The sequence below is a fragment of the Pseudomonas sp. Arb-4-2C genome, from assembly GCF_055755015.1.
Window position 1 is genome coordinate 1,251,269 of record NZ_CM146899.1, and the last position, 12,892, is coordinate 1,264,160.

A 12,892-nucleotide genomic window follows, 5' to 3' on the forward strand; every position below is an offset into this window, starting at 1 on the left:
GAAATTTCAGGCTAAAACACAAACCGCCCATCGAACACCGGCTTGTCATCCAGCGCCAACACCCCGCCGGAAAAAATCAGGTCCAGATGATGGCTGCCCTTGGCCCCGCCGCCGAGGCCCAGATGCAACCCACAATGCCGCTCCTCGAACCCGGCATTGCGCGCATACAAATCCTTCACGCCTTCGTTGGTGCCAATCCCCAACTCCTCAATCCGCCGATTCGACGGATTGGCGTCCAGATACTTGTTGAAATCGTGCTCCAGCCCCGGCACCTCGGTGGCGATGCGGCTGATGGTCGAGTTCTCGATCCACAGTTCCAGCGGCGATTCGAGCACGCCGTACTTGCGCGCAAACGGGATGGTGCTGAGGAACGTACCCTTGAATTTCACATGACCGTTGATGGCTTCACTGTGGGTGGCAATTTCGCCGGGGGCCAGGTCGAAGTTGCCGACGCCGTTGATGTCGGTCCACTTCTTGATGCTGCTCAGTGGCGTTTCGAACCATGAGCCGTGGTCGTCCTTGAAGCTCAGTGTCGTGGCCTGGGACATACGCTGGATCAAGTGGCTGTTGAGCCCCGCGATGCGTTGCGGGGTGACGCTGAAGGTGTCGTAGAAATAGTCGCCGTAATCCTTGAACAGCAGCGACTTCTTCCAGTTTTCCGCCATCACGCCTTGCAGCGCACGGACAAACTCCGGTCCGTCGGGACGCGGGTTGGGCAGCGTGGAAGAGTCGTAGAAGAAAATGTACAGATCGCTGTCAGTAATCGCCGACGCCAGCGCTACGGTGCTTTCCAGATCCAGCCGACGGGCGCTGAAGCTGAAACGCGGATGATCGCCGGCCTGTTCGGTGATGGCGCCGGTCAGCGCTTCATAATCGGCAGTGTGGCCGAGCAATACCCTGGCGGACTCAAGGCCGGCAAGGGCAGGGTGATGTTCGAGGTAGTAAAGGAAATGCGAGATCGCGCGGGGCTTATCCATGAGTCCTCCCTGACTGACCGAGAAGAAAGTGGCAGGCACGACCGGCCGGAGCGTGCCTGCCCGGGATGTCTTACAGAGGCCACATCGCCGTGCCGAACGGAACCACCGCGTCGGCTTGCATCATTTCCACGGCGGCCTCATGGGTCGGTGCTTCAAACCATTCGTCCAGTTGCAGTTCGGTATCCAAGTCTTTTTCCAGTGCTTGCATGGTCGATCTCCTAGATGACTTTCACGGTTGTGACTGGCCGGTCGAGGTGGCCGGCAAGACGTGAAGAACCTAGTTCAGGGTGTTTTGTAATGCAAAAAATTATTTATTTAAAATTTAAATAGACTTTTTATTCTGTTTTTTATCGAGCGTTTTCTTATTTGAAAACAAAAAACTAAGCAGCCACTTTCATTAGCAAGCTTGCTACCGTCAATTTGCAGACGTCCTACGGATTTTTCTGAAATGGAAAACTTACGTTACGGCTCGTAAAGAAATATTTACGAAATGCGCGTTAAAACCCAGTGGATCAGCAACGCTTTCGACGCTGTAAGGAAAAACTGCCGGAGCCCGACCAGCCGGGCACTGCGCGAGGCTCTGGCGCGCTTGTTTCAGCAACGTTTGAAGGGTGAGATGCGCCTCATGCCTGTCGTGCAGGTGCATAACAAGAAGGAGGCGCAATGAACGCCGTGATGGATCTTCACTTCTCTCCGTGGGGCGATTTTTCGCTCGTCCCCGTCGATGGTCTGCAAAGGCCTGACTCATTTTTTGCAGTCGCCCGATTATCTCGAGGCGGACCCACGCAATCCCGGCAAGCGCCACGCTGATCCAGCGGGGTCTGGCAGCAGGGGGTTAGCGGTGTACAATGCGCCGCGTTTTACTGTGACTCCCTGCGTAATCGCGCAAACCTCAAGGCTATCCGCCTTGTTCACTCCGCCGCGTCACAAGCGTGTCGGGTTCGATTTCGTCACAGATAAAAACAAACAGGTGACGCATGACCGTTGTAAGAACGCTGAACTCCTGGTGCCTGCGCTGGGGTTTGATCGGGGCTGCTTGAAATCGCAACCTTGCAGCAACGTCTACTGAACATCATCAAACCTTGCGTGAGACCTTTTTCATGAGTGGACAAAACTCGCAATCAGGCGAGCTGAAACGCGGCCTGAAAAATCGCCATATTCAACTGATCGCCCTCGGTGGCGCGATCGGTACCGGATTGTTCCTGGGGTCTGCCGGGGTCCTGAAATCCGCTGGCCCGTCGATGATCCTCGGCTATGCCATCTGTGGCTTCATCGCCTTCATGATCATGCGCCAGCTCGGCGAGATGATCGTCGAAGAGCCGGTGGCCGGTTCCTTCAGCCATTTTGCGCACAAGTACTGGGGCGGTTTCGCCGGCTTCCTGTCGGGCTGGAACTGCTGGATTCTGTACATTCTGGTGGGCATGTCGGAGCTGACCGCAGTCGGCAAGTACATTCACTACTGGGCGCCGGACATTCCGACCTGGGTGTCTGCAGCGGCGTTCTTCGTCCTGATCAACGCGATCAACCTGGCCAACGTCAAAGTCTTCGGTGAAGCCGAGTTCTGGTTCGCGATCATCAAGGTCGTGGCCATCGTCGGCATGATTGCGCTGGGCAGCTACCTGCTGGTCAGCGGCCATGGCGGCCCGCAAGCTTCGGTGAGCAACCTGTGGTCGCACGGCGGATTCTTCCCCAACGGCGTCAGTGGTCTGGTGATGGCGATGGCGATCATCATGTTCTCCTTTGGCGGTCTGGAAATGCTCGGTTTTACCGCAGCCGAAGCCGACAAGCCGAAGACCGTGATCCCGAAAGCGATCAATCAGGTGATCTACCGGATCCTGATTTTCTACATCGGCGCACTGGTGATCCTGCTGTCGCTGACCCCATGGGACAGCCTGCTGGCCACCCTCAATGCATCCGGTGACTCGTACAGCGGCAGTCCGTTCGTGCAGGTGTTCTCGATGCTCGGCAGCAACACCGCCGCGCATATCCTCAACTTCGTGGTTCTGACCGCGGCACTGTCGGTGTACAACAGCGGCACCTACTGCAACAGCCGCATGCTGCTGGGCATGGCCGAGCAGGGCGATGCGCCGAAGGCGCTGTCGAAGATCGACAAGCGCGGCGTGCCGGTGCGTTCGATCCTCGCGTCCGCAGCGGTCACGCTGGTGGCCGTGCTGCTCAACTACCTGATGCCGCAACAGGCGCTGGAACTGCTGATGTCGCTGGTGGTTGCGACACTGGTGATCAACTGGGCGATGATCAGTTTCTCGCACTTCAAGTTCCGCCAGCACATGAACAAGACGAAACAGACGCCGCTGTTCAAGGCGCTGTGGTACCCGTACGGCAACTACATCTGCCTGGCGTTCGTGGTGTTCATCCTCTGCGTGATGCTGTTGATCCCGGGCATCCAGATCTCGGTGTACGCGATTCCGGTGTGGGTCGTGTTCATGTGGGTCTGCTACGTGATCAAGAACAAGCGCGGTGCACAGCAGGCCGTGCACGCGGCAGGTGCTGCCAAGTAAGCGCTGACGCAGAAACACAAAACCCGGTCTGAGTGCCGGGTTTTTTATGGGTGTAAATACTGTCAGTCGGAGGCTATAGACAGTCCGCGAGAGGGTAGTCCCTGCACAAGGTTTCGACCTCTGAACGAAACTGCGCGAGGAGTATGGGTTCCAGTGTGTAATCCTGCTCACCGAGCGGCGCCACAGTACTGAGAATCCGGCCTATCAAATCGACGATCTGGCGGCTGCCGTGGACATCGACCCGGCGTTGCGCCAGAGCGCCCGTGCCGATACGCAACCCGCTGGTAACAAGGGAAGAGCGGGGATCGCCGGGTACGCGATGTTTGCTGACGATGATCCCGCAGTGCCCCAGCGCCGCCTGCGCTATGGCGCCTGTCATACCGCCGCGCAAGCGAACCAGAACCGTGTGGTTTTCACTGCAACCGCCGACCACTTCATAATCCCGGGCCTGAAACGCTTTGGTCATTTCATCCGCGGTACTGCGGACCTGCGCCATGCAGGCATCGAATTCTGCGGACAGTGCGTAACCCAGCGCGGCAGCCTTTGCCGCGATCATGTTGGCAGCGGGCGCGCCCTGCATTCGCGGATAAACCGCTTGATCAAGCAGGCGACTGAAGGTGGTTCTCAAGCCGGGAATCTTGGTGTTGGCATCGCCACCACTGAGGATCAGGCCGCCGCGAGGCCCGGCGAGTTGCTTGTGCGTGCACGTGACGGTGACGTGTGCGGCCTCGATCGGACTTGGGTGTCGCCCGGTGGCGACAAGCCCGGCGATATGCGAAATGTCGGCGAGCAAGATGGCGCCGGCTTCATCGGCAATTGCGCGAAACCGCTTGAAGTCCACCGCCCGCGAATAAGCGGTGGCGCCGCAGAGAATGATGCGTGGGCGATGGGCGAGTGCGAGCAGGCGTACCTTGTCGTAATCGATGAGGCCGTCTGATGTCGTGCCGTACTGGATCGCCTTGTAGTAGGCGCCGGAAAACGCGGTGAGGCTGCCATGAGTCAGATGACCACCGTGTTCCACCGCCATGCCCAGCAAGGTATCGCCAGGCTCAAGCAAGGCTGTGAGCACCTGATAAACCGCGTTCGACGCCGAGTGGGGTTGCACGTTGGCGTATTGCGCTGCGAACAGTTCCCGAGCCCTGCGGATGGCCAGCGATTCGACCAGGTTGACATTCTCGCACCCAGCGTTGTGGCGCTTGCCGGGCATGCCTTCAGCCGTCACGTTGACCAGCACTGAAGCGGATGCCACCAAGGTGCGTGGCTGGACGACGCAAGAGGATGAGATCAACGAAAGTGTGTGCTGTTGGCGCCTGACTTCAGCATCGAGAATGGCCGCCAGTTCGGCATCTTCGGTACGCAGATCCGCCAGGCCACGACGCAACAAGTCAGCCTGGTTCTGGAGCGGTTCAGTAATAACTGCCATTGCTTGATTCCTTCCCTGGTTTTGCGTGATATGCGCACGTCCGTGCTGCCAGATCTGTACAGGCGAATCCGTGTTCTGGCCGCTGTGCGCGCAAAACTAAACCCTGTACAGGCCCTCCGGTCTTTCGTTCTTTCACTCTCGAGTGATGAGGCGCCGGTTTGACGCATCATAGATTTTTCAGTGAGGAACGCCACAGAATTAATCAAAAAAATGAACATTCTTCAAAGAAAATGATTCTTTTCGTCGTCGTTGCGGGTGTAAAACAGTCATGGCCCGGTGCTGATCTTCAGGCGCCGGGTGAAAGGCAACAGGAACTAACGAGTCAGTACAGAGGCTGAAATGATCCTGCAAGTTGGCAGGAAGTGACCTGTGAAAGCTGACTTTTTATACCGAACCCAAGGAGGGAGAGTGCTATGATCCTGCGCGGCACTGACAGGGATAAAACTGCAATTTCCTACCTCACTTGTGTATGTCCGGAATGATCATTCGGGGCGTGACATTGATTGCAGTTAACAACGGATGGTAAGCATGTGATGCACAGAAGAGAAAGATCGGAGAATCTGAAGAATAACATCAAATACCTGATAAAGAGTCGCGGGGAGACTCAGTTATCCCTGTGCCACTCCAGTGGTTTGACCCGAACGACCATCTATAACATTCTTGAAGGCAAGGTGGTCAATGTACAACAGTCCACTGTTCGCAAAATTTCTGATTTCTTCGGCGTGTCTTATGAAGAAATAGAGACGATTGATTTTGAAGAAAAGGAAATAATCGAAAGCAGTATTTCTCCGCAGGGCAACATGAACCCGGCAGCGGTGCCTGTCATCAAGGAAAGTATGCTGCTGCAAAGTCTGGATAAGAGAATTGGTGAGTTGGCCACGATTTATCCACTGACTTACTACTTTGGCGCGTCCTTCAACCTGATTGGCGTGCTTCTGGAAAACGAAATAAGTGGCATGAATGAACCCGGCGATCTGTTGATCGTGCAGAAAGGAGCGTCGACCAGCGACAGGGAAAAGTTGGTGTATGACAAAGTGACAATGAAGTTATCTATAAGCCATGAAGGCAGCTTCGATACGGACCGTGTGTGCGTGGTCGGAGATGTAATCGAGGAACGATTTAATGGATTGCAGTGTTGAAGTGGAAAACAGCAAGTACAAGTTGCTGGGGTTCGAGAATGGAAAAAGCCTGGCCGTCATCATGGTCATTGCGACAGGCAAAATAATTAAAATAAAGTTAAGTGAAGTGTTGAATAGTGAGATTATGGATAATCTGAATAAGATCGAAGTGAAAAACCTCTATAAAAAATTTTACTCGCAGGGTGGTGCTCTCACGGCTTACGAAATAAATGACCGTCATGAGAGTTCCTGGATGATCTACATCATCCTGAACCTGATGCTGTTCACGCTTTACATTTTTACCAGCATTGCGGCGACAAAGCCGATTTATCTGGAGTATTTCGATATTGTCGTAACGCCAGGCACCTTCCTCTATCCGCTGACATTTCTGATCGTCGACTTGCTCAATGAAACGTTCGGCCTGAGGCTCGCGCGAAAGGCGATCCTGTTCGCGTTCATCAGCAATGCCGCGATCATCATTCTGCTGGCCATCACTACCCATCTTCCGGGGCTGCCGGGTTGGAAACTCGATGGGGCTTACAATGATGTTATCAGTCAGTTGTCCGCGGTCCTGGTAGCGTCTTCTGTATCGTTTCTGGTTTCCGAGAATATAAATTCATATCTGTTGTGCAAGATTAAAGAGCTCACGAGCTCCCGATTTTTGTTTTTGCGAGTGTTTTTAAGTACTTTGTTTGCTGTGATCATCGACAGCTTTCTTTTCTGCTACATCGCCTTTTACGGGACGATGGAAAACAGCGCAATACTGGGCATGATCTACGTTCAGATCGCAATCAAGGTGGGGTTTGCCTTCTTCAATATCTTGCCGGCCTACGGGGCAAGGTCTTTGTTCAAGAAATACCTGACGGGTGCACAGACGCAGTAAGCAGAGGAGGGCGCTCACTCGGCATGTTCGAGTGAGCGCTTCTGGTCGTGGCTTACTTTAAGCCAAGTTTATCTTTCAAGCGTTGAGTCACCTGCGCTTTGTCATTCAGGAACTCATTCAGGCCTTTTGCGCGAAGGTTGCAGGCATCGCAATCGGAACATCCAACGCCTTTGATGCCGTTGTAGCAAGTCAGTGTTTCTTCGCGAACCAGCTCCAGTTGATTGTGGTAATCAGCCAAGGCCCAGGTCTCTGCCTTGTTCAGCCACATCAATGGCGTGTCCAGTTGCAGCTTATAATCCATGCCCAATTCAAGGGCTTTATTCAAGGCCTTGACGAACTCATCCCGGCAATCGGGATAGCCCGAGAAGTCGGTTTCACAAACACCGGTAATGACCGTTTTGGCCTGGACTTGATAGGCATAGATAGAGGCCAGGGTCAGAAACAGAATGTTCCGCCCCGGAACAAAGGTGCTTGGCAAGCTCTCGCCGGAGCTGTTAACGGTCGGGACCGGAATGTTATCGCGGGTCAGGCTGCTGATGGCCAACTCATTGAGCAAGGACACATCCAGCGTTTTATGCACGGTCACGCCGAGCTTTTTGGAAAGCTGCTGCGCTACTTCAATTTCCGCGTGATGACGCTGACCATAGTCGAACGTGATGCAGTGGACTTCATCGTAGTGGGTCAGGGCGTGGATCAAGCAGGTGGTTGAGTCCTGTCCGCCGCTGAATACGATAACTGCTTTGTTGGTCATGGGTATGCTTCCTGCATTGAGGTCTTGAGGGCAAGGTGCAGATGATACTCGAAATAGGCTTGGAACTCGGTGCACAGTCCAGAAACGCTCGCGAGTCCGCGAGCGTCTATTTTAAGGTGGAGTGAGGCTGGATTCACTCAGGGACCGACTGATTGATTTCTGACAAATCGATGTCGATTGCTATCACCTCATCGCGAACCGGCGAATAGCTGCAGTGGATCTTCAGCAGGTTCGCGGTCTGTTTCGGGGTATCCTGCACACTCTGAATACGGACGTTTTTCCATGCTGGTGATTTCCAACAACGTGCATTTGCCGGATGCCGAGATCGAACTGACCGCCATCCGCGCGCAAGGCGCCGGTGGGCAGAACGTCAACAAGGTTTCCAGCGCGGTGCACCTGCGCTTCGACATTCCGGCCTCGTCCTTGCCCGAATTCTACAAGGAGCGGTTGCTGGCGCTGCGCGACAGTCGCATCACCAGCGATGGCGTGTTGATCATCAAGGCCCAGCAATACCGCACGCAGGAAGCCAACCGCGCGGATGCGCTGGAGCGTTTGGTCGAGCTGATACTCAGCGCCACCAAAGTCGAAAAGAAGCGCCGCCCGACCAAGCCGACCCTCGGCTCGAAGAAGCGTCGGCTTGAGTCGAAAACCAAGCGCGGCAGCATCAAGGCCGGGCGTGGCAAGGTGGATTTCTAGTCTTCGCGATACTTCGCCGTGTGCTTGTACAGGTACACGCTCAACGCCAGTCCGCTGAGTGAGGCGAGGGCGGCGAACAGAAAGATCGAAGCAAAACCAAACCCCGCCGCAATCGCCCCGGCCAATGGCCCGGTGATCCCCAGCGACAAATCGATGAACAACGAATAGGCGCCGACCGCTGCACCACGGCTGGAGGCCGGCACCAGGTTCACCGCTTCCACACCCAGCGCCGGAAACACCAGCGAGAAACCGAAACCGCTCAACGCCGCCCCCGCCAGCGCCCAATGCGCGTCCGGCGCCAGCCACAGCAGTAACAGGCCCAGAGTCTCCACCGACAGGCAGGCAATCGCCACGCGGAAACCGCCGAGGCGGTTGATCAGGTTGCCGAACAGCAGTCGCGCGCCGATGAAGCTGGCACCGAACAGGCTCAGGCACAGCACCGCGTTGTCCCAGTGCCGGGTGGCGTAATACAGGGTGATGAAGGTGGCGATGGTGCCGAAACCGATCGAGCCCAGTGCCAGTCCGCAGCCGTGCGGGAATACGCGTCCGAGCACATGCATGAACGGCAGGCGCTCACCGGCGACAATCGGCGCGGCGGTTTTCGGCCAGGCCAGCAGCAGGCCCAGCGCCGCCAGCAGGATGATGCTGACGCCCATGCTCCACAATCCCAACTGGCCGACCAGCCACACCCCGAACGGCGCACCAACCGCCAGTGCACCGTAACTGGCGATGCCGTTCCACGAGATCACTTTGGCGGTATTTGCCGCGCCGACCCGACCGATGCCCCAGCCAATCGACCCCGAGCCGACCAGGCTTTCCGCGCTGCCCAGCACCAGCCGCCCAACCAGCAGGCTGATCAGGCTGAACATCGGCAAGTGGGGTGTCCAGGCCGAAATCAGCATGAACACACCGCTCAATCCACAACCGGCCAGACCGATCATCACCGCGCGTTTGCTGCCCTGGTTGTCGATGATCTTGCCGGCGTACGGGCGGCTGAGCAGGGTGGCAAGGTATTGCACGCTGATCACCAGCCCCGCGATCACCGCACCGAAGCCCAGGTCGCTGTGGACATAGCCCGGCAATACAGCGAGCGGAATGCCGATGTTCAGGTAACCGATGAAGGTGAAGAGGACGATGGACACGACTTGCAGCGTGACCGCCAGGGGGCGCTGCGGCTCTGACATAGAGGGCGACATGGGAAACGATCCACGGGAAAGCAGGATTAGATAGGCTGCTTATGATACCGGCGCGAACGTCTCAGGGGCGGGGAAAAGTAAAACTATTTGCCGCAAGGCAGATTCACGACTTGGCCGGGGCGACCAGTTGTGTGGTGACGAGGGCGGCGAGGGCGTTTTCTTCGCTGCCGAAACGGGCGAGCAGGGCGGCCTGTTTTTCCGGGGAGAGGCGGTTCCAGATCTCGATCATTTTCTCGGTGGCGCCGATCAGGACGGCGGCTTGGCTTTCAGAAAATTCGTCGGTCATGGCGGGCTCGGTTTCAGGCAGTGTGGAAAGCGCATCTTAGCGCTTTCCACACGGTCTGTACGGCGGGTTTTACTCTTCGCTGTCGGCCTTGCGGCTCTCAACGGCTTCTTTCGGTTCGGGCTGCTGTGCGCCGGCTTGTTGCGTGGTCGTCTGCTCAGGTACGTGCAGGCTTGGGAAGGGGAGATTAGGAATCTCGTGCATGGTTGCGCTCCTCGCTAAGTCTGTTGATAGATCTGGTAGATCCGCGCTTCTTGAAAGCCTGCGCAGGATACAGCAGGAAAAATGACAATCAGACTTTTAATTGAAAATAATGCGACAGATGGCCGCAGGGGGCGCGAAAAGCAAAAGATCACTGCAAAGCAAATGTGGGAGCGGGCTTGCTCGCGAAGGCGGTGCATCAGGCAACTTGATTGTCGTCTGATACTCCGCTTTCGCGAGCAAGCCCGCTCCCACTGTGTTTTATGTCGCAGTCACTATTGGCAGACGGTGGCGATGGCTTCAGCCAGCAAGGCCAGGCGCGTGGCATCGATCCCGGCAACGTTCGCCCGGCCCGAGCTGACCATGTACACGCTGTGATGCTCACGCAGCTGTTTCACCTGCTCCGGCGACAGGCCGGTGTAGGAGAACATCCCGCGCTGCACACCGATGTGTGCAAAACGCTCGCGCAGGCCATGCGGTTCCAGCGCTTCAACCAAGCCACTGCGCAATTGCGCGATGCGCAAACGCATGGCTTCCACTTCGTCGGCCCAGCGGCTTTTCAGCTCCGGGTCGGCAAGGATGGTCGCGACCACTGCCGCGCCGTGATCCGGTGGTGTCGACCACAGGTTGCGGGCGATGTTGGCCAGTTGGCTACGGATGTCGATGAGCTTGTCGGCGGTTTTCGCGCAGACAATCAGCGCACCGGTGCGGTCGCGGTACAGGCCGAAGTTCTTCGAGCAAGAGCTGGTGATCAGCACTTCCGGCAACTCGCTGGCAAACAGCCGGGTCGACCACGCATCCTGCTCCAGCCCGTCGCCAAAGCCCTGATAGGCAAAGTCGATCAGCGGCAGCAGATTACGGCTGCGCACCACGTCCAGCACGCGCTGCCAGTCGCCGTGATTCAGGTCGAAACCGGTCGGGTTATGGCAGCACGCATGCAGCAGCACCACATCGCCTTTCGGTACTTCATTGAGCACTGCGAGCATCGCGTCGACGTCGAGGCGGTTGTCGCTGCCCACGTACGGGTAGTGACTGACCTTGACCCCGGCTGCGGCGAAAATCGTTTCGTGGATCGGCCAGGTCGGGTTGCTCAGCCACACGCCCTTGCCTGGCAGGCACTGAGCGATGAAGTCGGCAGCCAGACGCAGGGCACCGGTACCGCCCGGAGTCTGGGTGGCGCCGGCGCGCTGTTCAGCGATCAACGTGGAGTCGGCGCCGAGCACCAGTTCGTTGATGACCTTGCCGAACAGCGGGTTGCCGTGACCACCGATGTAGGTCTTGGTGTCCTGGCTCTCGACCAGCCGCGCCTCGGCGATCTTCACCGCTTCGGGAATCGGCGTCAGGCCCTGGGCATCCTTGTAGACGCCAACGCCGAGGTCGAACTTGCGCGGGTTGCTGTCCTGCGCATAGGCCTCCATCAAACCGAGAATCGGGTCGCCGGGTACCCGGCCGATGGCGTCGAAGTGCATTACTTGCGTCCTTCTGCGGTCTTGGCCACTTCGTCAGTGCGCGCGGCCATGATGAAGTCGTTGCGGTGCAGGCCTTTGATCGAGTGGCTCCACCAGGTCACGGTGACTTTGCCCCACTCGGTCAGCAGACCCGGGTGGTGACCTTCGGCCTCGGAGATCTCGCCGACGGCATTGGTGAAGGCCAGTGCGTGCTTGAAGTTCTTGAACAGGAAAACTTTCTCCAGCTGCATGATGCTGTCGCGAACTTCGATGTTCCAGTCAGGGATCTGCTTGATCAGGATCGGCAGTTCTTCGTCGCTGACTTGTGGCGCATCGGCACGGCAGGCTTCGCAGTGGGCTTGGTTCAAAGTGGACATGGTGTTATTCCTGAAATCGAGTGTGTTTTTTTTATAAAAGCTATCGGGCCGTCAATGCCGTCACGCTAAACCAAAGTGGCGGCGACTGACAGACTCAATTGTCAGCAAAAGTCGCGGATCACGCGGCTTTCGGTTTTGGTGGAAACTTCGGTGCGTGCAGCCCCAACTGCATGCCTTGGCGAACCATAGCCATGATGTCTTCATGGGCAACGTCGAACAGACGCTTGAGGTTCGGCAGGACAAAGTACAGCGGTTGCAGGATATCGATGCGATACGGTGTGCGCATGGCTTCCAGCGGATCGAAGGCCTGATGCTCAGGCTCGTCCGACAGCGAGTAAACGGTTTCCTTGGGCGAGGACAGGATGCCGCCGCCATAGATGCGCTTGCCTTGCGGGGTGTCGACCAGGCCGAACTCGATGGTCATCCAGTACAGACGCGCCAGATACACGCGTTCTTCCTTGGTGGCCTGCAGGCCGAGTTTGCCGTAGGTGTGGGTGAATTCGGCGAACCACGGGTTGGTCAGCAGCGGGCAGTGACCAAAGATCTCGTGGAAAATGTCCGGCTCTTGCAGGTAGTCCAGTTCTTCGCGGGTACGAATGAACGTGGCCACCGGAAACTGCTTGCTGGCGAGCAATTCGAAGAAGGTCTGGAAAGGAATCAGTGCAGGAACGCGGGCAACCTGCCAACCGGTGGTCTCACCGAGCACCTTGTTGATCTCGCCCAGTTGCGGAATGCGGTCGTGGGGCAGACCGAGTTTTTCGATACCGTCCAGGTACTCCTGGCACGCGCGACCCTCGATCACTTTCAACTGGCGGGTGATCAGCGTGTTCCACACCGCGTGTTCTTCGGCGGGGTAGTCGATAAAACCTTGCGCATCGGGCTCGCGGGCCACGTATTGCGTCTGCTTCATACTGCTCTCCTGCTAGGGGAATTCGTTCTTGTTATGTCCAGCGATGGATTCAGAATTACCTGAGAGTAAGGAGGGATGCAGCAGGTTGAAGGTGCTTCTTGTAGGAAAAT

Annotated in this window: 15 protein-coding genes; 5 read left to right on the top strand and 10 right to left on the bottom strand. The window is 56.9% G+C overall.

The features are described from left to right. Positions 1-11: 11 nt before the first annotated feature. Complete coding sequence (locus tag AC0J41_RS05680) at positions 12-977, bottom strand: M29 family metallopeptidase (protein WP_473014811.1); 966 nt, start codon at positions 975-977, stop codon at positions 12-14. Positions 978-1,047: 70 nt separating this feature from the next. Further along, entirely contained in the window at positions 1,048-1,185 is a 138-nt protein-coding gene (locus AC0J41_RS05685) for a hypothetical protein (protein ID WP_003222780.1), read from the bottom strand. 282 nt (positions 1,186-1,467) lie between these two features. On the opposite strand from AC0J41_RS05685, the gene AC0J41_RS05690 reads away from it, so the two are divergent. Next, a complete protein-coding gene (locus tag AC0J41_RS05690) occupies positions 1,468-1,644 on the top strand; it encodes a hypothetical protein (protein ID WP_473014812.1) in 177 nt (58 codons plus the stop codon). Positions 1,645-2,077: 433 nt separating this feature from the next. Continuing rightward, positions 2,078-3,496, top strand: coding sequence for an amino acid permease (locus tag AC0J41_RS05695; RefSeq protein WP_473014813.1), 1,419 nt, complete (start codon positions 2,078-2,080; stop codon positions 3,494-3,496). 73 nt (positions 3,497-3,569) lie between these two features. Here the strand turns inward: AC0J41_RS05695 and AC0J41_RS05700 are convergent, their stop codons facing one another. Further along, a complete protein-coding gene (locus tag AC0J41_RS05700; protein WP_473014814.1) occupies positions 3,570-4,919 on the bottom strand; it encodes a serine hydroxymethyltransferase in 1,350 nt (449 codons plus the stop codon). 533 nt (positions 4,920-5,452) lie between these two features. Between AC0J41_RS05700 and AC0J41_RS05705 the strand changes: the two genes are divergently transcribed. Beyond that, the gene (locus AC0J41_RS05705; protein WP_473014815.1) at positions 5,453-6,058 is read left to right on the top strand and encodes a helix-turn-helix transcriptional regulator; all 606 of its coding nucleotides are present in this window, start codon (positions 5,453-5,455) and stop codon (positions 6,056-6,058) included. Further along, positions 6,042-6,920: a queuosine precursor transporter gene (locus AC0J41_RS05710; protein ID WP_025110552.1), complete on the top strand. Its 879-nt coding sequence runs from the start codon at positions 6,042-6,044 to the stop codon at positions 6,918-6,920. The genes AC0J41_RS05705 and AC0J41_RS05710 overlap by 17 nt, the downstream gene beginning before the upstream one ends. A 52-nt stretch (positions 6,921-6,972) precedes the next feature. On the opposite strand, the gene queC is transcribed toward AC0J41_RS05710, so the two are convergent. Beyond that, the gene (gene queC / locus AC0J41_RS05715; protein WP_473014816.1) at positions 6,973-7,671 is read right to left on the bottom strand and encodes a 7-cyano-7-deazaguanine synthase QueC; all 699 of its coding nucleotides are present in this window, start codon (positions 7,669-7,671) and stop codon (positions 6,973-6,975) included. Between the two features lie 282 nt (positions 7,672-7,953). Between queC and arfB the strand changes: the two genes are divergently transcribed. Next, positions 7,954-8,367 carry an alternative ribosome rescue aminoacyl-tRNA hydrolase ArfB gene (arfB, locus tag AC0J41_RS05720; protein WP_095050152.1) on the top strand — a complete coding sequence of 138 codons (414 nt, stop codon included), beginning with the start codon at positions 7,954-7,956 and terminating at the stop codon, positions 8,365-8,367. Here arfB and AC0J41_RS05725 read toward each other — a convergent pair. The 6 genes from AC0J41_RS05725 to phhA all read right to left on the bottom strand — a co-directional run bounded on the left by AC0J41_RS05725 (position 8,364) and on the right by phhA (position 12,782). After that, entirely contained in the window at positions 8,364-9,551 is a 1,188-nt protein-coding gene (locus tag AC0J41_RS05725; protein ID WP_473015973.1) for an MFS transporter, read from the bottom strand. The two genes, arfB and AC0J41_RS05725, sit on opposite strands and share 4 nt — an antisense overlap. A 115-nt stretch (positions 9,552-9,666) precedes the next feature. Beyond that, on the bottom strand, positions 9,667-9,849 hold the full coding sequence (locus tag AC0J41_RS05730) for a hypothetical protein (protein WP_025113527.1): 183 nt from the start codon (positions 9,847-9,849) through the stop codon (positions 9,667-9,669). A gap of 69 nt (positions 9,850-9,918) precedes the next feature. Next, on the bottom strand, positions 9,919-10,050 hold the full coding sequence (locus tag AC0J41_RS05735; RefSeq protein ID WP_256214777.1) for a hypothetical protein: 132 nt from the start codon (positions 10,048-10,050) through the stop codon (positions 9,919-9,921). Between the two features lie 272 nt (positions 10,051-10,322). Continuing rightward, positions 10,323-11,516, bottom strand: a complete 1,194-nt coding sequence (locus tag AC0J41_RS05740) for an amino acid aminotransferase (RefSeq protein WP_473014817.1) — start codon at positions 11,514-11,516, stop codon at positions 10,323-10,325. Continuing rightward, positions 11,516-11,872, bottom strand: coding sequence for a 4a-hydroxytetrahydrobiopterin dehydratase (locus AC0J41_RS05745; RefSeq protein WP_003222798.1), 357 nt, complete (start codon positions 11,870-11,872; stop codon positions 11,516-11,518). The genes AC0J41_RS05740 and AC0J41_RS05745 overlap by 1 nt, the downstream gene beginning before the upstream one ends. A gap of 118 nt (positions 11,873-11,990) precedes the next feature. After that, positions 11,991-12,782: a phenylalanine 4-monooxygenase gene (gene phhA, locus AC0J41_RS05750; RefSeq protein ID WP_007965510.1), complete on the bottom strand. Its 792-nt coding sequence runs from the start codon at positions 12,780-12,782 to the stop codon at positions 11,991-11,993. Positions 12,783-12,892 lie beyond the last annotated feature (110 nt).